Raw genomic sequence first — 18,801 nt, forward strand, 5'->3', positions numbered from 1 at the left:
ACATTGGATCTGTGCCGTTCACAAATCCCCTGTGGGAGCGAGCCTGCTCGCGAAGGTGGCGGTGCGGGCACCGCCGACCTCAGGTCAGATCAAACCTTCTTGTACAGCTGACTGCCTTCCTGTTTGAACCGCTCGGCCTGGTCCGCCAATCCCTGGGCGACTTCGGCGTCGACGGTTTCGATGCGCTGGTTGGCCGCGTATTCACGGACTTCCTGGGTGATCTTCATCGAACAGAATTTCGGCCCGCACATGGAGCAGAAGTGCGCCACCTTTGCCGAATCCTTCGGCAGGGTCTCATCGTGATACGAACGAGCAGTGTCCGGATCGAGGCCCAGGTTGAACTGGTCTTCCCAACGGAATTCGAAACGCGCCTTGCTCAACGCATTGTCGCGGATCTGCGCCCCCGGATGCCCTTTTGCCAGATCAGCGGCATGCGCGGCGATCTTGTAGGTGATGATCCCGGTCTTCACGTCATCCTTGTTCGGCAGACCCAAGTGTTCCTTCGGCGTCACGTAGCAGAGCATGGCGCAACCGAACCAGCCGATCATCGCCGCACCAATACCCGAGGTGATGTGGTCGTAGCCTGGCGCGATGTCAGTGGTCAGCGGGCCAAGGGTGTAGAACGGCGCCTCGTCGCAGCACTCAAGCTGCTTGTCCATGTTCTCTTTGATCAACTGCATCGGCACGTGGCCCGGGCCTTCGATCATGCATTGCACGTCGTGTTTCCAGGCGATTTTGGTCAGCTCGCCCAGCGTTTCCAGCTCACCGAATTGTGCGGCGTCGTTGGCGTCGGCAATCGAGCCCGGACGCAGGCCATCGCCCAGCGAGAAGCTGACGTCGTAGGCCTTCATGATTTCGCAGATGTCTTCGAAATGGGTGTAGAGGAAGTTCTCTTTGTGGTGCGCCAGGCACCACTTGGCCATGATCGAACCGCCACGGGAGACGATACCGGTGACGCGCTTGGCGGTCAGCGGCACGTAGCGCAACAATACGCCGGCGTGGATGGTGAAGTAGTCGACGCCCTGCTCGGCCTGTTCGATCAGCGTGTCGCGGAACAGCTCCCAGGTCAGGTCTTCGGCGGCGCCGCCGACTTTTTCCAGGGCCTGATAAATCGGCACCGTACCGATCGGCACCGGCGAGTTGCGGATGATCCACTCGCGGGTTTCGTGAATGTGTTTGCCGGTGGACAAGTCCATGACCGTGTCCGAACCCCAGCGAATGCCCCAGGTCAGTTTCGCCACTTCTTCTTCGATGGACGAACCCAAGGCGCTGTTGCCGATGTTGCCGTTGATCTTCACCAGGAAGTTACGGCCGATGATCATCGGTTCCAGTTCGGTGTGGTTGATGTTGGCCGGAATGATCGCACGACCGCGGGCGATTTCTTCACGGACGAATTCGGGGGTGATGATTTTCGGCACGCTGGCACCGAAGCTGTGACCGGCGTGTTGCTGGTCCAGCAGGCCAGCGGCGCGAGCCACTTCAAGCTTCATGTTTTCGCGAATGGCGACGTATTCCATCTCCGCGGTAATGATGCCTTGGCGGGCGTAGTGCATCTGGCTGACGTTGGCACCGGCCTTGGCCCGGCGCGGGTTGTTCACGTGAGCGAAACGCAGCTTGGTCAGCTCGGCATCGGCGAGGCGTTCCTGGCCGAAGTTGGAACTCAGACCCGGCAGACGCTCAGTGTCGCCACGGGACTCGATCCACGGCGAACGCACATCGGCCAGGCCTTTGCGCACGTCGATGATGACGTTGGGGTCGGTGTAAGGGCCCGAGGTGTCGTACACAACGACAGGCGCGTTGATCTCACCGCCAAAGTCGGTCGGGGTCACATCAAGGCTGATTTCGCGCATCGGCACGAGGATGTCCGGGCGAGAGCCCTGAACATAGATTTTTTGCGAGCGGGTAAACGGCTGAACCGATTGTTGATCGACCTTGGCCGAGTCACTCAGGTTGGTTGCGATTTTTGATTTTGTAGTCATCACGGGCTCTCCAGACACACATCCAGGCAGTGGATTTTTGTCGGAGCGAACCTGTAAACGAATGGACGCACATGCGCTGGGAAAACCAGCTGTGCTGTGCTCAGTGCTCGAGGGGTGTTCGATTGTCGAACAACATCCCGGACGAAGCACAAGAGGACTCGCCGGGTGACGAGAAATCTTGTTCCCTACGCAGGCGCTAACCTGATCAGGTTCAACGGGATCCGAAATTATTCGATCTCAGCCTCATAGCAAGGCACCCCGACAAGAACCCGGCCAGTCTAGACACAACTGCCAAAGAACGCCAACACCGCGGTAAACACCATGATGAATGGCGCAATTGCAGGATTGTTGCGGTCGTTGCGCACAACTACACTCGCTACGCCATACCGCGCCTTGACGCTGTATGAGCCGCGCCGTAGCCTTGGCGCTCAAATTATCAGCGTAATTTTTTAGGGATGGCCTCATGCTGCGCAAACTCTCACTGGCCCTTGCCGTGTCTTGTGCGTCCAATGGAATGGCCTGGGCAGCAGAAGCGCCCTTATCGACCAAAAACGATCTGGTCAGCGTGTACCAGGAAGCGAAGGACAACAACGCCGACCTCGCCGCCGCCGTTGCCCAATATGGTGCGCAGAAAGAAGTCGTGCCTCAGGCCCGCGCTGGGCTGCTACCCAATCTCTCGGGCGGCGCCGAAATGGCCAGCGTGCGCACTGCGCTCGATCAGCCTTCGGCCACCGCTAACCGTAACGCGCATTCCTATCAGGCGACCCTGGCTCAGCCACTGTTCCGTGCCGATCGCTGGTTTCAGTTCCAGGCCGCCAAGGACGTCAACGAACAAGCCGCGCTGCAGCTCTCGGCGACCGAGCAAAACCTGATTCTGCAAACAGCCGTCAGCTACTTCAATGTCTTGCGAACCCAGGACAACCTGGCGTCAACCAAGGCCGAAGAAGCCGCGTTCAAACGCCAGCTCGATCAGTCCAACGAGCGCTTTGATGTCGGCCTGTCGGACAAGACCGACGTGCTGCAATCCCAGGCCAGCTACGACACCGCGCGGGCCAACCGGATCGTCGCGCAGCGCCAGGTAGATGATGCGTTCGAAGCCCTGATCACCCTGACCAACCGTCAGTACAACTCGATCTGGGGCATTTCCCATACCTTGCCGATCCTGCCCCCATCACCGAACGACGCCAGGGCCTGGGTCGATACGGCAGCCAAACAGAACCTCAATCTGCTCGCGAGCAACTACGCCGTCAGCGCCGCCGAAGAAACCCTCAAGCAGCGCAAGGCCGGTCATGCACCGACCCTCGACGCCGTGGCGAAATACGAGAAAGGCGACAACGATGCGCTGGGCTTCAGCAACCCGAATGGCTTCCCCCAACCGTACGGTGGCAACGTCGAGCAGACGACGGTTGGCCTGCAACTGAATATCCCGATCTACAGCGGCGGCCTGATCACCTCTCAGGTGCGCCAATCGTATGCACAACTGGACCAGTCCGAGCAGCAACGTGAATCCCTGCGCCGGCAAGTGGTGGAAAGCACCCGCAATCTGCACCGCGCGGTGAACACCGACGTCGAGCAGGTGCAGGCGCGCAAGCAGTCGATCATCTCCAACCAAAGCGCCGTGGAAGCGACCGAAATCGGTTATCAGGTGGGCACACGAAACATCGTCGACGTACTGGATGCCCAGCGTCAGCTGTACACCTCGGTGCGCGACTACAACAACACTCGCTACGACTACATCCTCGACAACCTGCGTTTGAAACAGGCCGCGGGCACGTTGAACCCGGGGGACTTGCAGGATCTGGCGCGTTATCTGAAGGCCGATTACAACCCGGACAAGGACTTCCTGCCGCCGGATCTGGCGAAGGCTGCGATCTTTTTATGTCAAGCGACTCGGTCTAACGCTCGATCAACCGCCCCAACCCATCCAGCAACCGCTGCAACGCGCCCTGATTGGTGCGCATGACTTTCAACCCCGCCTCCGCCATCCGCTGCGCATCGCTCGGCAATTCGAACAGCCGCTGCACCGCCAGCGCCAGACCTTCGGCATCCTCCACTTCCTGCAACGCCCCGGCACTGCGCAACTGTGCGGCAATTTCGAGGAAGTTGAACAGGTGCGGCCCGCTCAACACCGGTTTGGCCAGAGCCGCCGGCTCCAGCAGGTTGTGCCCGCCGTTCGGCACCAGACTGCCGCCAACAAAAGCGCTGTCAGCCAAGGCATACAGAAACAGCAACTCGCCCATGGTATCGCCCAGCAGCACCGAAGTTTGCGCGGTGACCGGGTCGTCAGTGGACCGACGCACGGTGGCGAAACCCTGCTGCCGACACAACTCGAACACCGAATTAAAACGCTCCGGATGACGCGGCACCAGAATCAGCAAGGCATCGGGATGATTGGCGAGCAACTGACGATGAGCCGCCAGCACCACTTCGTCTTCACCTTCGTGAGTACTCGCGGCGATCCACACCGGACGCTCCTGCGCCTGCCATTGCGCACGCAACTCGGCGGCACGCTGGAGCAATTGTGGATCGATGGTCAGATCAAACTTGATCGAGCCGGTCACTTCGACGGTTTGCGCACGCGCGCCCAGTTCACGGAAGCGCTGGGCCTCGGCCTCGGTTTGCACCGCGAACAGGCTCATCTCGGCGAGCATCGGCTGGGTCAGTTTATTGAAACGACCATAACCCTTGGCCGAACGCTCGGAGAGTCGCGCGTTGGCGAGCGCCACTGGAATCCCACGTTTGGCGCATTGGTGAATGTGGTTCGGCCAGAGCTCGGTTTCCATGATTACCGCCAGTTTCGGCTGGACCCGATCAAGGAATCGCTTCGCTGCGCAAGGCAAGTCGTAAGGCAAATAACAGTGCTGGATGCGCGGTTCATTGGCGAACAGCGCCTGGATGCGCTCCGAACCGGTCGGGGTCATGCAGGTCACGGTAATGGGCAGCTGTGGATAACGTTGCAGCAAGGCGCGAATCATCGGCGCCGCGGCAATGCTTTCGCCCACCGACACCGCATGCACCCAGATGCCGCCCGTTTTCATCACCGGCAGCCCGAGGGAGAAACGTTCGCCAATGCGCTTGGCGTACGCCGGCGCCTTGCGCGCGCGCAGCCAAAGCCGAATCGCTACCAGTGGCAGCCCCAGGTAAAACAGCGCGGTGTAGAGAGTTCTATTCATGGCGGCGGAGTTTATCGGCTTTTGTCGCCGATCGCCTGCAAGTGCACGGCAAAACGTTCCGCCAGCCAACGAGCCGCCGGCCCCAGAGGTTCATCGCGGCGCCAGACCAACTCCACCACCAGCGCTGGCGGAGTCCATTCGCTGACCAGTTCGACCATCAGATCCTGATACGCCGGGTACTGCACCACGTGGCGCGGCAGCCAGGCCCAACCGAGGCCGCGCACCAGCCATTCAGCCATCACGTAAAAACTGTCGGCCCGCCAGACTTGCGGACTGGCGGGTTCGCTGCCGGGATAGACGCTCGACTGTGTGGACATCAGCAACTGACGATGCTGCGCCAGTTGCTGACAATCGACCTGAGCCTGCTTCGCCAATGGATGCCCGACGCCGCACACCGTGAGCATTTCAACGCTACCCAACACCCGTCGCTCTAGCGCTTCGGGAATCTGGTCGTGATAAAACAGCAAGCCCAGATCGGCCCGACGCTCCACCAGTTTGCGCGCAACATCGCCCTGGGCGGCGCTGGTCAACTGCACTTCAAGGCTGGGAAATTGCTGAGCCAGGGCTTCGAAGCTTTCGATGATCGGCTGATAGGGCATCGCCTCATCCTGGGCCACACGCAAACGCGCCTCCTGGCCGCGCATCATTGCTAGCGCCCGTCCATTAAGGCGTTCGCATTGGCGCAGCACTTCCCGCGCCTCGTCCAGCAATGCGTTACCGGCCTCGGTGAGTTTCGGCTGGCGGCCGCTGCTGCGGTCGAACAGGCTGACGCCCAGGTCCTCTTCCAGCAACGCAATCGAACTGCTGACCGCCGACTGCGCCTTGCGCTGATCCCGCGCTACCGCAGAAAACGAACGCTGCTCCGCTACGCTGACAAACAGCCGCAGCTGCTCCAGATTCCATTGCGTGTTCATGGCTCAACCCATCTTCATAACAGATAGGTAATGACTTTACCGCATCTGGAGAGTCTCTAAAATGCCGACCTCAGAAAGCAACACTTCACACGAGGATGCACCTATGACCGCTTACTACTACCTGGCCATTGCCATCTGCGCCGAAGTGATCGCCACCGTCTCGATGAAAGCGGTCAAAGGCATTAGCACGCCACTGCCTCTGATTCTGGTGATTGTCGGCTACGGCATCGCTTTCTGGATGCTCACGCTGGTGGTGCGTAGCGTTCCGGTGGGCGTGGCTTACGCGGTGTGGGCAGGCATGGGGATCGTGATGGTCAGCGTTGCGGCGCTGTTTATCTACGGGCAGAAGCTGGATGTGCCGGCGATGCTGGGGATGGCGTTGATTGTGTTGGGTGTCGTAGTCATCCAGCTCTTCTCCAAGACCGCCGGGCACTAACTGACACCATCAATCCACTGTGGGAGCGAGCAGGCTCACTCCCACAGGTTTTGCGTCCTCCCAAAGATCACCAACAAATCCCCTCTTCGTCGAGTCTGTATACTGCGCCCTCGTCTTGAACACTGAGGTCGCTGCATGCCATCCGTTATTTCCACCGACGTTCTGATTGTCGGCGCTGGTGTCGCCGGCCTCTGGCTGAATGCGCGCCTGCGCCGCCAGGGTTTTTCGACCGTGCTGGTGGAAAGCGCCAGCCTCGGTGGCGGGCAAAGCGTGAAGTCCCAAGGCATCATCCATGGCGGCGCCAAGTACGCATTGCATGGCGCCTTGACCGGCGCCTCGGAAGCCATCTCGGACATGCCTCGGCGCTGGCGCGAAGCCCTGGCCGGTGACGGCGAGCTGGATCTGACCGGCGTGCGCCTGCTGTCCGAAGCCCATTACCTCTGGTCCCCCGGCACCATCGCCGGCAATCTCACCAGTTTCTTCGCCAGCAAAGCGGTGCGCGGTCGTGTCGATCAGGTCAAGGGTGAGCAACTGCCGCCCGCCCTGCAAGACAAGCGCTTCAAGGGCAAGGTCTATCGCCTGGCGGAACTGGTGATCGACGTGCCAAGCCTGATCCAGCGCCTGGCCGACCTGGCGGGTGATGGCCTGCTCGCCGGTCAGAACATCGAACCGTTGCTGGAGGGTGGAAAGCTTGTCGGCCTGAAGGTCGACGAGCGCGAGATTCGCGCCCAGCGCATCGTCTTGAGCGCCGGTGCCGGTACGGCAGCGCTGCTCGAAGCCCTGGGATTGAGTCAGCCCGCCATGCAACGCCGGCCGCTGCATATGATCATCGCCAAAGGTCCGGGGCTCAAACCGCTGTATGCCCACTGCCTGGGCGGCGGCACCAAGCCGCGCATTACCGTGACCACCCATCCGGCCGCCGATGGTCAATGGGTCTGGTACCTGGGCGGCGATATCGCTGAAGCCGAAGGTGTTGCCCGTACTCCCGCTGAGCAAATCGCCACCGCGCAGAAAGAACTCGGCCAGTTGCTGCCATGGATCGACCTGAGCACAGCTCAATGGGCCACCCTTCGAGTGGATCGCGCCGAGCCACTGCAATCGGGACTGACCCGTCCTGACAATGCATTCCTTGCCGAAGAAGGCCGGTTGCTGGTCGGCTGGCCAACCAAACTGGCGCTGGCTCCGGACTTTGCTGATCGCGTCATCGCGTCCTTGCAGCGCGACGGCATCCAGCCAAGCCATCCGACGCCGCTGCCCGACCTGCCAAAACCGCCGATGGGCGTCCCTGCCTGGGAGCAACTGCTGCCATGAGCCAACCGACATTGCACGATCTGCATCGCCCGTTGGGTAGCACCGGCCTGCTGGTTTCGCCACTGGGCTTGGGCACGGTAAAACTCGGCCGTGACCAAGGCGTGAAATATCCCAACGGTTTTCAGATTCCCGATGATGACGAAGCGCGCATGCTGCTCAAACTCGCGCGCGATCTGGGCATCAACCTGATCGACACCGCCCCGGCCTATGGCCGCAGCGAAGAACGCCTCGGTCCATTGCTGCGTGGGCAGCGCCAGGATTGGGTAATCGTCAGCAAGGTCGGCGAAGAGTTTGCCGACGGCCAGTCGAGCCACGATTTCAGCGCCGCCCACACCCAGCTGTCGGTGGAACGTAGTCTGCAACGGCTGGAAACGGACTTCATCGATCTGGTGCTGGTGCACTCCGACGGCAACGACCTGGCCATCCTCAACGACAGTGAAGTCTATGCGACCCTCGCCGAGCTGAAGAGCGAAGGCAAGATTCGCGGCTTCGGTTTTTCCGGCAAAACCGTCGAAGGCGGTTTGAAGGCTCTGGAACAAGGTGATTGCGCGATGGTCACCTACAATCTGAACGAGCAGAACGAGAAGCCGGTCATTGACTATGCTGCTGCTCACGGCAAAGCCATTCTGGTCAAAAAAGCCCTCGCCAGCGGTCATGTTTGCCTGAGCCCGGGCGTGGACCCCGTTCGCGCCAGCTTCGAGTTGTTGTTTGAACATCCGGGCGTTGCCAGTGCTATTGTCGGGACCATTAATCCGCTGCACCTCGCCCATAACGTCGCGACCGTTGCCCAGGTCCTACGTAGAAACTGATGCCGCCCACGCGGCCTTAAGCAGGAGCCGACATGCCGCGTACGCTCATAAGAAAGAACCCGAGCAACTTCAAGACCCTGCCGTTAATTGTCGAAGCGACTCCCGAAGGCCTGAGTTATCAAAGCGTCGGGATGCCGCTCAATTTCTCCCAGACGCTGCAACGTCGCCGCCCGGTGACGGTCGCCGACGCTCAGCGGTTTTCGCTTGAGCTGGCCAACCTCGGGGTCTCGGTGCGCCTGACCCTGCATTGGCAGAACCGCGATTACTGGGTGTTGGTGCGTCAGCGTCGGCAAGACCGCGGCGACGTGGTGCTCAAACTGATCTCCGGCTACGTGCCCGCCCATGAGCTGAACCTGCCACTGCACACCGCGATTCAGGAAATTGCCGAAGAGTGCCTGCTGGAAACCCCGGAGGGCTGGCTCGGCGGGCGTTTCAACGACACGTGGCTGCCGGCGCCCTACTCGTCCGCGCTGCATTATCGCGAAGCCCTGCCGTTTCGCCTGACGCCGTTGTCCGGTTCGGCACGGCCGGTGCGTTGCGCCAAGATGCAGTTGATCGAACGCCCGCGGGCTTACGTGCATTTGCCGACGGCCTCGCTGCAATTGATCTATGACTTGCGCCTGGAGGTACCCAAGGAAGCCAAATCCCTGAGCCTGTTCCATGTCGACGAACGACTGGAAGGCGATCAACTGGTGGCCCGGCTCGATCGAAAACGTCCCGATTTGTATCTGATGCCGCTGCAGGATGGCCAACCGATGGCCGAGCTCTATACCTTGAAAAAGGATCAGCTGTACCCGGCGAGCACTCGCGGGTTGTACCTGGCAGAGAGTTTTGCCCAGCAGGAAGGCTGGCTGGTGAGAGATGAGCGAATTCGCTGGAAGGATTGGGTGCGGCAACAGGGTTTGAGCCCGCCGGGGAAAGATTCCGGTTTGGCGCGGTTGCGTGGGAAGGCGAAGCAATTGCTGAAGAGAATCGTACCGCGCAAAAAAGTCAGCTCTTAAAGCAAAAGATCAAAAGATCGCAGCCTCGTTTCACTCGACAGCTCCTACATTGAAATGAGATTCCCTGTAGGAGCTGTCGAGTGAAACGAGGCTGCGATCTTTTAGGCTTCACTCGGACTTGCGGATCTTCTCGACAATCGCGGTAGTGGAGCTGTTTTCCACCAGCCCCAGCACTTTCACCGTCCCGCCGTAAGCGGTCACGATGTCCGCGCCGACAACTTGCTCGATCCCGTAGTCCCCGCCCTTGACCAGCACATCCGGCTTGACCTCGCGCAGCAGGTTTTCCGGAGTGCCTTCAGCGAAGCTGATCACCCAATCCACGGCGCCCAGACCTGCCAGTACGGCCATGCGACGGTCGACGCTGTTGATCGGACGACCCGGCCCTTTCAGACGGCTGACCGACGCATCGTCGTTGACCGCCACGATCAAGCGATCGCCCTGAGCTCGCGCCTGCTCGAGGTAGGTCACGTGGCCGGCGTGCAAAATGTCGAAGCAGCCGTTGGTGAAGACGATCGTCTCTTTATGCGCACGCGCATCATCGACCGCCAGCAACAGCTGCTCAAGGCCGAGTACACCGCGCTCCGAACCTTCTTCACGCTGGATGGCGCGACGCAGTTCCGGCGCGCTGATGGCTGCCGTACCGAGTTTGCCGACCACGATGCCCGCCGCCAGGTTGGCCAGGGCCACCGCGTGAGGCAGTTCTTCGCCAGCGGCAATGGCGGCCGCCAGGGTAGAAATCACCGTGTCGCCGGCACCCGTCACATCGAACACTTCACGGGCACGGGCCGGCAGGTGCAGCGCCGGATGATCCGGACGCAACAGGGTCATGCCGTGTTCGCCGCGGGTCACCAGCAATGCGCCGAGGTCGAGGTCGTGCATCAACTGCGCGCCCCTGCTCGCCAGCTCGTGCTCATCGGCGCAACCGCCGACAATGGTTTCGAATTCGCTGAGGTTCGGGGTGATCAGGCTCGCACCACGGTAGATCGAGAAATCCTTGCCCTTGGGATCGGCCAGCACCGGAATGCCACGGGCACGTGCCGCCTGGATCAGCACCTGATGGTTTTTCAGCGCGCCTTTGCCGTAGTCGGACAGCACCAGCACCTTGATGCCTTCGAGCAATTCGTCGACCTGTTCGCCCAACGCCAATGCGTCGGTGGCGAACGGTTCTTCGAAGTCGATACGCAGCAGTTGCTGGTGACGGCTCATGACCCGCAGCTTGACGATGGTCGGCTGGTGCGCGATGCGCTGGAACAACGCCCGTACGCCAGCGCCTTTGAGGCTATTGGCCAGGCTGTCGGCAGCTTCATCGTCGCCGGTCACGCCGACCAGCGAGGCCGGTGCGCCGAGGGCGGCAATGTTCAACGCAACGTTGGCGGCACCGCCCGGGCGGTCCTCGATTTGCTCGACCTTGACTACCGGTACCGGCGCCTCAGGGGAAATCCGTGAGGTACCACCATGCCAGTAACGGTCGAGCATGACATCGCCGACCACCAAGACAGGGGCTTGATCGAATCGCGGCATGGACAACTTCATGGAGCAACCCACATACAAAATGAACAGGGGCGCGATATTAACACAGGGTTGGCGTGGGCTTGTGTGACGGCTGCAATGGGATGATTCAGAGGAGTTTTCTGCTCATTTATTGATCAGAAAAACCGACAATCGACAGGTTTGGTCAAAAAGGGTAAAGGTCTGGATACCAATCACCGGACGCGTTGCACGCCGGGTGTGCAAAAGGGGTGAGCGCCAGCTCACCCCTTTCACCGGATCAAGCGATTCCGGCAGTGACCGGCTCGTCCAGGCCCATCGCATGCAGGCGCGAGTAGTAGCCGTTTTGCGCCAGCAGTTGTGCGTGGGTACCACGCTCGACGATTTCACCATGATCCATGACCAGGATCAGGTCGGCTTTCTCGATGGTCGACAACCGGTGAGCAATCACCAGTGTGGTGCGACCTTTCATGACCTGATCCAGTGCCGCCTGAATGTGCCGTTCGGACTCGGTATCGAGCGCCGACGTTGCCTCGTCGAGAATCAGCAACGGTGCGTTCTTCAACAAGGCCCGGGCAATCGCCAGGCGCTGACGCTGGCCACCGGACAGCAACACGCCGTTTTCCCCGACCTGGGTGTCCAGGCCCTGCGGCATCTCCGAGATGAAGTCCATCGCGTAAGCATCCGTCGCGGCCTTTTCAATGTCGGCACGTGGTGCGCCGGCCAGGTCACCGTAAGCGATGTTATTGGCAATGGTGTCGTTGAACAGGGTCACATGCTGCGTCACCTGCGCCACATGGCGACGCAGATTGCGCAGACGATAGTCTTCGATTTCCACGTCATCGAGCATGATTTCGCCGGTTTCGTGGTGATAGAAACGCGGAATCAGGCTGGCCAGGGTCGACTTGCCGCTACCGGAGCGTCCGACCAGGGCGATCATTTGCCCCGGTGCCGCAGTGAAGCTGATGTTCTTCAGCACTTCTCGCTCGGTCCCTGGATAGGTGAAGCTCAGGTTGCGCACTTCCAGGTGGCCGCTGACGCGATCGCGCTCGACGGTACCCTGGTCAATCTCTGGCTCGACGTCCAGCTGCTCGAAAATGCTCTCGGCACCGGCAACGCCTTTCTGGATTGTCGAGCTGACTTCCGACAGCTGCCGAATCGGCTTGGGCAACAGACCCGCCGCAGTGATGTAGGCCACCAGGTCACCGGCGGTGGCGTCGCCGCGCAGGAACAGCACCAGGAACATCAGCACTGCCATGGCGGTGTAGATCACCAATTGCAGCATGGGCGTGTAAACCGCACCGGTCTTGGTCATGCGCAGTTGCTTGTCGGTGTTGCCCTGGCTGGCTTCGGCGAAACGACGCTCTTCATAGCTTTCGCCGCCGAAGCTGCGCACCACGCGATAACCCTGGATGGTTTCGGAGGCCACGTGAGTCACGTCGCCCATCGCCACCTGGATTTTCTTGCTCTGCTTGCGGAATTTTTTGCTGGTGCTGCTCACCATGATCGCGATGATTGGCAGGATCGCCAGCATCACCAGGGTCAGTTGCCAGTTCATCCACAACAGGTAAGCAAACAGGAACACCACGGTCAGGCCTTCACGAATGACCACTTTGATGGCGTCCGTGGCCGCACCGGTGACCATGGTCACGTTGAAGGTGATACGCGAAATCAGGTGTCCGGAGTTATGGGTGTCGAAATAACGGTTGGGCAATACTAGCAACTTGTTGAACAGCTCAACACGCAAGTCGTGGACCAGCCCCAACGATACTTTGGCCAGGTAGTAGTTGCCCAGGAAAGACCCCAGGCCTTGCCAGGCGGCGATCAGGATAATCAGCAGCGGCACGGCCATCAGCAACTGCAAGTCTTTCAGGTAGGGAACAGTCGGGAAGAGCACCGCTTCAGGGTTGCTCAGGCCATCGACGAAATATTTGAGAATCCCTGCGAGCATGGGCTGCGTCGAGGCAAAAATCACAAAGCCGACGATACTCACCAGGAATAGGCCGATATAGGGTTTTACATAACCCAACAGCCGAAAATAGATTTTCAGGCTGGAATCCTGGCCCGCTTTGGGCGGTGCGTCACTCATCGTAGAGCTCACTCGTTAGGAAGAACGCGAAATTTTATCACAATCGTCGGAATTGCCCCGCGCCCATACCAAAACACTGGCCAGGCCAACGGGTAACCAACTGATGAACCACTCGGCCCTTGGCGTTCCAGATAGGCTGGCCGCATCGAATTGCATGGCCAAGGATGAAAATACACATATGCCGATGATGCCTTGACCATATAGCGTTTCCCGGGCTTTCCAGGCTTCACGTAAAACTGCAAGCCATACCGCGCACCACAACAACAGCCCCGGCAAACCCAGCTCGATGGCAACATGAGTGAAGAGGTTATGGGCGTGGTCAAAGGACAGGCCTTCGGCAAGCACCTTATAGTTGCCGCCAAGGCCCAGACCGCGCCATGGGTGCTCAGCAATCATTTGCAAGCTTGCCATAAGGATTTGCGGACGATACGAAACGCCGCGCGCCATAACCAAAGGTTCGAAGAACCAGAAACCCAGCATCGCCACTGTCAACGCTGATACCGCAACGACACGACTGCGTCGATCGCGGCACCAGATCGGCATGACAAGTAACGTCAGGAACAACGCCAAGGCAGCACCACGACTCTGGCTAAGCACGACAAACATGCCAAGCAAACCCAGCGCTACGATCCAGACCGCTTGCATCCAGCGTGTGCGCGGTACCCAATGAACAAGCCACACGGCCGCCAATCCAATAACGTAGCCACCCAGAATCGGGTGAGACAACTCGCCCAAACCTTCAACGCGCGCGTACCAGACGTTGCCATTGACCCCATAAAATTTGACGATGGCAACCAACGCAGTCAACGCCAGCCCAACGCCACCCCATTGCATGATTCGTATGATCCGCTCGGGCCGGGCATTGGCAAGTACCGGGAAAAACAGCAAGAACACGCAGATGTACAACAAACGTTTCGCTTCGCGGCTCGGGTCGTCGTCGTTCGTCCACGAGAGACTGATCAACGACCACACCACCAGACCGAGCATCGGCAGGTAAACCCAACGCTGCTCATACAATAGTTCTCTAATCCGCGCCCGTGCGGACCACGTGAACACCATAGCTGGCAACCAGAGTAATGCGACCAACCCTTGCTGATAAATTTTGTTGGTAGGCGCAAAAGCGATAGCCAGCAGAAACCACAACAACCCTGACGTCATCCACACTTGCGCCCAACGTGTTTCTTGCATCAAATTGCTCCTTAGACAGCCCACCCTACCTAACCCGGCATGGTTAAAACCGAAACTTTTCGGCATCATTGCCCGCCACAGTGCCCCCGCTATTCCAACAAGGCTTTCTATGATGCAATGCTTCCGGCTACCGCAAGACGCTTTAAATCAAATGATTGAAGCCGCCAGAGTACTGGAGGCCGACAGTTACGGCCCGAAAGTTTACCTGTTGCAGGATGGGAATATCCTGAAATTGTTCCGTCGCAAGCGTATTTTATCTTCCGCGTTGTTTCGTCCGTACTCGAAACGCTTCATCGACAATGCCGCCGAACTGCACAAGCTTGGCATACCCACCCTTCAGGTCCTGCAGTTCTATCGACTGCAAACCCCTGGCATGACGGCGGTGCTTTATCAGCCCCTGCCGGGAGAAACCCTGCGCCAGATCGCCAGCAAGGAAGGGTTCAACTGGCAGCAGACACTGCCGGCTCTGGCGGGGCTGATACGTAGCCTTCATATGTCGGGGATCTACTTTCGCTCACTGCACCTGGGCAACATCGTGGTCACGCCGGACAACCAAATGGGCCTGATCGATGTGGCGGATATGCGTTTCTTGCGGGCGCCGCTGCCCAAGCATCTGATCAAGCGCAACCTGCAGCATTTCGCCCGTTATGTTGCGCGCGAGAACCTGAACGACAGCTTTCCGATGCAGGAACTCGAACAAGCTGTTCTGCGATCATGAAAGCAATACCCGGGCCGTCTGACTGAAGTTCAGCCAAGCCTGGTCAGGGGCCAGCTCCTGATATTGGCCTGCCGCGATTTTTTTCGCAGAAACGCAGGACGCTCGCACAATAATATCGCTCCAGGCACTGACATCCTCGACGGGGGCATACCAACCTGTGTCGGCCAACTGCTCCCGAAACACTGGCAACTCGCTGGAAATGACCGGGACACCCGCCATCACCGCCTCTTGCATAATCAGTCCCAGGCCCTCGTCCAGTGAAGGGATAGCGACCCAGTCGAAGGCCTTGTAAAGCCGCGCAGCATCATTCAGATGGCCGGGCAAGGAGACACTCGCGCGCAACCCCGAGCGATCAATGCGTGCTTGCAACGCTTCTCTGGAAGGCCCTTCACCGATAATCACCAATTGCAGATCGGGCCGCTGCTTCAATGCAGAGGCAAAGGCCTCGATCAGACAGGCAAACCCCTTATCGTCCACCAATCGCCCCACAGCACCGAGCACAGGCGTATCGTCCAGGGGCAACCCCAGCCGGGCGCGGGCCTCCTCGCGAGGGAGTACCGAGGAGCGAAATGCGACAGGGTCGAAAGCACTACGCAGTGTCATGACCGGCATTTGAAGATCTCGGCCCAGCGAGGCCGCCAAGGTGTTCGACACTGCGACCAATGTCAGCTGGGACGTCGAGAGCTGGTGGAAGAGAGTTCGATCTCCGGCACGAACTCGCGTGGAACCATGAACAATCACCACCGCGCGGATGTTTGGCAATGTTTTGAGAAGGGGTAAAAGTGTGCGAGCTACTCCCAAGCCATCGAGCAGCAACAGGTGCGCCCCACTCTGCTTGAGAGCTCTCTTAAAAGAGGCCTGCATCCACGGCCTCATCAGTCGCCAGAAATGCCGCCCTTTCAAACGGGCAGAGGACAGTTTCCATTCCCGGGTTTCGCCAACATTCACTCCAGCCCCTGACGCGCTGCCCTGAAGCAACCACGTCTTGACCGATGCGGTGGCGCCGACCTGCAACAGTATTTGCTGATGAACCTTGTGAATCGATGCGAACGGCGCACCGCCGGACCACATAACGTTAAGGATATTCATAAGGCAACAAGCCAATGCATGGAACTATGCAGGTACGCTGCGGCGCACTTAATTGATAAAACAGCCAATGCAGACTCCCGGCATTAGAGACAATGCAAACTTGATGTGTTCGCGTCGACTGCGCGCCTTGCGCTGATGCTCAATCGACAGCCGTACGTGAAGGCCCAAACCGGCATGCCGAACGACCTATCCATCCAGCGTCACAGAACCCCTTGTCAAACGCCCAGTTTCAGACGCACTTTTTCCAGCAGACTCAACGGCGTGTGAGGACGCAATGCTGGTTCGAGTTCCTCGACGATACGCTTTCCGATACGCGCGAAGCTGAACTGGCCGACCACCAGTTCGCGACCATTGCGAGCGATACGCTGCGCCAGCTCCGGGTCAGCCCGTAGCCTCGCGAGTTTTTCCTGAAGCTGCGGGATACTTTGATAGAAAACAACGTTGTGCATATCGTGCAAATCCAGCGCGCTGCTTTCAGCCGCGCCCTGATCATAAGCCAGGAGCACACAACCACACGCCATTGCCTCGAAATTCTTGATCATGAATTCGCCCATACCGACGTCGGCGCTGACGAAGTAGCGAATACGGTTAAGCGTATCGCAGTATTCCTCACCCGACTTGGTACGCGTCACCACTAGAGGTTCGACGCGAGCCAGCTCATCGAGCAGTGCTTTGCGGCCGCTATAGGCGACGCTGTTGGTACTGCCGACAAATGCCAGTTCGATATCTCGCTCACGACCTTGGTCTTGCAGCAGCGACTGGTCGTATCCCTTGGGAACGAACACCGCATCGAAACCTTCATCACGCAAGCGCTGGCTGACCATGAAGCCCGAGCTGATCACCCGCGCCCAAGGCAGCTTGCGGTAATGGGCGCTGAACTTGCCGGTATACTTGCACGGGATGTAATTCTGATACGCATCGTGTTCCAGAATAACCAGATTGGGCAGGGTTTGTATGAACCTCACCTGTCTGATTTCTTTTTTGAAGCGCAGGAAAAAAACAATCCGGTCGTAGCGGGTCACATCGACATGCTTGCGAAAGTATCCACGCAAGTCGTCCTGCTCCGCGCTGGTCAGCTCGCGCTTGTCGCAGTCGCAGTGCTCGGCGATACCGTCATACAGTCGATCGAGGATCGCTCGCTGCTCTTTCTGCACCAGAAACAGAACTTTCAATTGGTCTCTCTCTTTCCAGACAGCTCTTGGACCCAGAATAATTCGTGGCGTCGCACCGCTTTACGGAAGAACTCGTTTTCGCCGAAAGCCGGCCAGTGTCGGGCCGCCAGGCAACGTTGTATCGCCCGGCGAAGTAGACGCTTGAGGGGAAGTCGGGGCTGAAGGTCGTGCATCATGCCCAACGACATAGCCTTTTGCCACTGTTTTTCGGCCGACAGACAAAGCGCCCAAGGACGCAACGGTTCATGATTATTGATCTGTGGCGGCAGTGTTACACCGGTACCGGCATCACCCATTGGCCAGCGATCGTTGTCGTGTAGGTGATTGGCGTAATGCAATAAGGTTTCGGGCTGCCAGGCTGTACCGTTGAGTGCCTGCATCACCGCCTGCTGTGAGCATAGATGGTCTGGGTGCGGGTCGAAACGCGGATGTGGCAAAACGATGACCTGAGGCTGGATGCGCTCGATCAACTCACTCAGGTCGGCCAGCAGATTGTTCCAGGACGGTATGCCATCGACGTCACTTCCCAGGGTAAACGGATTGAACCGTCGAAAATATCGGGTATCACCCAGTTGTGCCTCATGGGACACCACGGCCTCGGTCGGCGTGCTTTGCATAGCGGGCAATTGCAGGCAGAAATAGCCCAACTGAATGCAGCGTTCCTGAGGTACGCCGCCCCACAACGGTACGCTGAGACTGTCCCAGGCACGAAGTGAGCCTTTCAGCCGAGACGCTTCGACGCCATTGAGCCCCATTTGCTGATAGTGCCCGGCCTCTATTTCACCGGCGGTCAGGGTCACGATCCAGCTTTGACTGGCGCCGCTGTACAAACCGAATGCGGCCAACTCGGCATCGTCGGCGTGGGGCGCGATCACCATCACCCGTTGACGGCTGTAATCCGGATGCTCGAACACCCTGAGCACCGGCTCACCCAGCAGTCGGCAGAAACGCCCGCGCAGTCGTAACTCACCTTGCGACAGAACGTGCGCCTGACCACTGAGGTTGAGGTAACGCAGGCCGTTCACACCACGCTCGAAAGTTTGTCGGTCCGGGTTATCCCCCCCCGACAACTCGACCACGGGATCGATAAAGCGTCCCAGCCAAGTGCTTTTTATCCGCAGCGCCAAGACCAGAGTGGCGTCGTCGACCAGCATGACACCGTCGTCCAGGCGCAAACGTTCACCGTCAAGGTGAACCTTGGGCTGCTGGGTGTACGGTGGAAAGCTGTACTGATAATCGTCTTTGGGCGAATAAAACAAATGGTCGGCAAACCAGGCCTCGTGAGCAATCCAGCCCAGAACCGCGAGCACCAGCGGCAGCCACCAGGTCACCAGCACACCCATGGCAATCAATAGCACCAGCGCGATGAGCAGACCGATGCGTTTGTTGCGCCGATGGCGCTTGAGCAATTGCTGTTTGCGGTTCATGGGCTGG

15 protein-coding genes and 1 riboswitch are annotated in these 18,801 nt (G+C 59.2%); of the genes, 6 read left to right on the top strand and 9 right to left on the bottom strand.

Annotated features, from left to right (window positions below; all coding sequences use genetic code 11):
* Window positions 1-89: 89 nt before the first annotated feature.
* Complete coding sequence (thiC, locus tag JFU47_RS14930) at window positions 90-1,979, bottom strand: phosphomethylpyrimidine synthase ThiC (protein WP_140894924.1); 1,890 nt, start codon at window positions 1,977-1,979, stop codon at window positions 90-92.
* A 165-nt stretch (window positions 1,980-2,144) separates the two neighbouring features.
* Window positions 2,145-2,250, bottom strand: a riboswitch (TPP riboswitch).
* Window positions 2,251-2,442: 192 nt separating this feature from the next.
* Here thiC and JFU47_RS14935 point away from each other — a divergent pair.
* Window positions 2,443-3,942: a TolC family outer membrane protein gene (locus JFU47_RS14935; protein ID WP_242485122.1), complete on the top strand. Its 1,500-nt coding sequence runs from the start codon at window positions 2,443-2,445 to the stop codon at window positions 3,940-3,942.
* Here JFU47_RS14935 and waaA read toward each other — a convergent pair.
* Together waaA and JFU47_RS14945 are read right to left on the bottom strand one after the other, a co-directional pair.
* Window positions 3,875-5,152, bottom strand: coding sequence for a lipid IV(A) 3-deoxy-D-manno-octulosonic acid transferase (gene waaA / locus JFU47_RS14940; protein WP_201183841.1), 1,278 nt, complete (start codon window positions 5,150-5,152; stop codon window positions 3,875-3,877). The two genes, JFU47_RS14935 and waaA, sit on opposite strands and share 68 nt — an antisense overlap.
* A gap of 11 nt (window positions 5,153-5,163) precedes the next feature.
* Window positions 5,164-6,066 (bottom strand): LysR family transcriptional regulator, encoded by a 903-nt coding sequence (locus tag JFU47_RS14945; protein ID WP_201183844.1) that lies wholly within the window; start codon window positions 6,064-6,066, stop codon window positions 5,164-5,166.
* Between the two features lie 103 nt (window positions 6,067-6,169).
* Here JFU47_RS14945 and JFU47_RS14950 point away from each other — a divergent pair, with 103 nt between their 5' ends.
* From JFU47_RS14950 to JFU47_RS14965, 4 genes are all read left to right on the top strand, one after another.
* Entirely contained in the window at window positions 6,170-6,502 is a 333-nt protein-coding gene (locus JFU47_RS14950) for a DMT family transporter (protein WP_084320936.1), read from the top strand.
* 135 nt (window positions 6,503-6,637) lie between these two features.
* The gene (locus JFU47_RS14955; RefSeq protein ID WP_201183846.1) at window positions 6,638-7,813 is read left to right on the top strand and encodes an NAD(P)/FAD-dependent oxidoreductase; all 1,176 of its coding nucleotides are present in this window, start codon (window positions 6,638-6,640) and stop codon (window positions 7,811-7,813) included.
* Window positions 7,810-8,622, top strand: a complete 813-nt coding sequence (locus tag JFU47_RS14960; RefSeq protein ID WP_201183849.1) for an aldo/keto reductase — start codon at window positions 7,810-7,812, stop codon at window positions 8,620-8,622. The genes JFU47_RS14955 and JFU47_RS14960 overlap by 4 nt, the downstream gene beginning before the upstream one ends.
* Before the next feature lie 32 nt (window positions 8,623-8,654).
* The gene (locus tag JFU47_RS14965; protein ID WP_201183852.1) at window positions 8,655-9,623 is read left to right on the top strand and encodes a metal ABC transporter ATPase; all 969 of its coding nucleotides are present in this window, start codon (window positions 8,655-8,657) and stop codon (window positions 9,621-9,623) included.
* Window positions 9,624-9,731: 108 nt separating this feature from the next.
* On the opposite strand, the gene hldE is transcribed toward JFU47_RS14965, so the two are convergent.
* The 3 genes from hldE to JFU47_RS14980 form a co-directional block, all read right to left on the bottom strand.
* Window positions 9,732-11,156 (bottom strand): bifunctional D-glycero-beta-D-manno-heptose-7-phosphate kinase/D-glycero-beta-D-manno-heptose 1-phosphate adenylyltransferase HldE, encoded by a 1,425-nt coding sequence (gene hldE / locus JFU47_RS14970; protein ID WP_201183855.1) that lies wholly within the window; start codon window positions 11,154-11,156, stop codon window positions 9,732-9,734.
* A 235-nt stretch (window positions 11,157-11,391) separates the two neighbouring features.
* Complete coding sequence (msbA, locus tag JFU47_RS14975; RefSeq protein WP_201183858.1) at window positions 11,392-13,200, bottom strand: lipid A export permease/ATP-binding protein MsbA; 1,809 nt, start codon at window positions 13,198-13,200, stop codon at window positions 11,392-11,394.
* Between the two features lie 15 nt (window positions 13,201-13,215).
* Window positions 13,216-14,388 (bottom strand): O-antigen ligase family protein, encoded by a 1,173-nt coding sequence (locus tag JFU47_RS14980; protein WP_201183861.1) that lies wholly within the window; start codon window positions 14,386-14,388, stop codon window positions 13,216-13,218.
* A 151-nt stretch (window positions 14,389-14,539) separates the two neighbouring features.
* Between JFU47_RS14980 and JFU47_RS14985 the strand changes: the two genes are divergently transcribed.
* Window positions 14,540-15,106: a toluene tolerance protein gene (locus tag JFU47_RS14985; protein WP_242485123.1), complete on the top strand. Its 567-nt coding sequence runs from the start codon at window positions 14,540-14,542 to the stop codon at window positions 15,104-15,106.
* On the opposite strand, the gene JFU47_RS14990 is transcribed toward JFU47_RS14985, so the two are convergent.
* The 3 genes from JFU47_RS14990 to JFU47_RS15000 all read right to left on the bottom strand — a co-directional run bounded on the left by JFU47_RS14990 (window position 15,101) and on the right by JFU47_RS15000 (window position 18,794).
* On the bottom strand, window positions 15,101-16,195 hold the full coding sequence (locus JFU47_RS14990; RefSeq protein ID WP_201183864.1) for a glycosyltransferase: 1,095 nt from the start codon (window positions 16,193-16,195) through the stop codon (window positions 15,101-15,103). The two genes, JFU47_RS14985 and JFU47_RS14990, sit on opposite strands and share 6 nt — an antisense overlap.
* Before the next feature lie 215 nt (window positions 16,196-16,410).
* Window positions 16,411-17,367, bottom strand: coding sequence for a glycosyltransferase family protein (locus tag JFU47_RS14995; RefSeq protein ID WP_201183867.1), 957 nt, complete (start codon window positions 17,365-17,367; stop codon window positions 16,411-16,413).
* A complete protein-coding gene (locus JFU47_RS15000) occupies window positions 17,364-18,794 on the bottom strand; it encodes a PIG-L deacetylase family protein (RefSeq protein WP_201183870.1) in 1,431 nt (476 codons plus the stop codon). The genes JFU47_RS14995 and JFU47_RS15000 overlap by 4 nt, the downstream gene beginning before the upstream one ends.
* Window positions 18,795-18,801: the final 7 nt, after the last annotated feature.

The sequence above is a fragment of the Pseudomonas sp. TH39(2020) genome (assembly GCF_016650715.1).
In the GTDB taxonomy this organism is placed as follows: domain Bacteria; phylum Pseudomonadota; class Gammaproteobacteria; order Pseudomonadales; family Pseudomonadaceae; genus Aquipseudomonas; species Aquipseudomonas mandelii_C.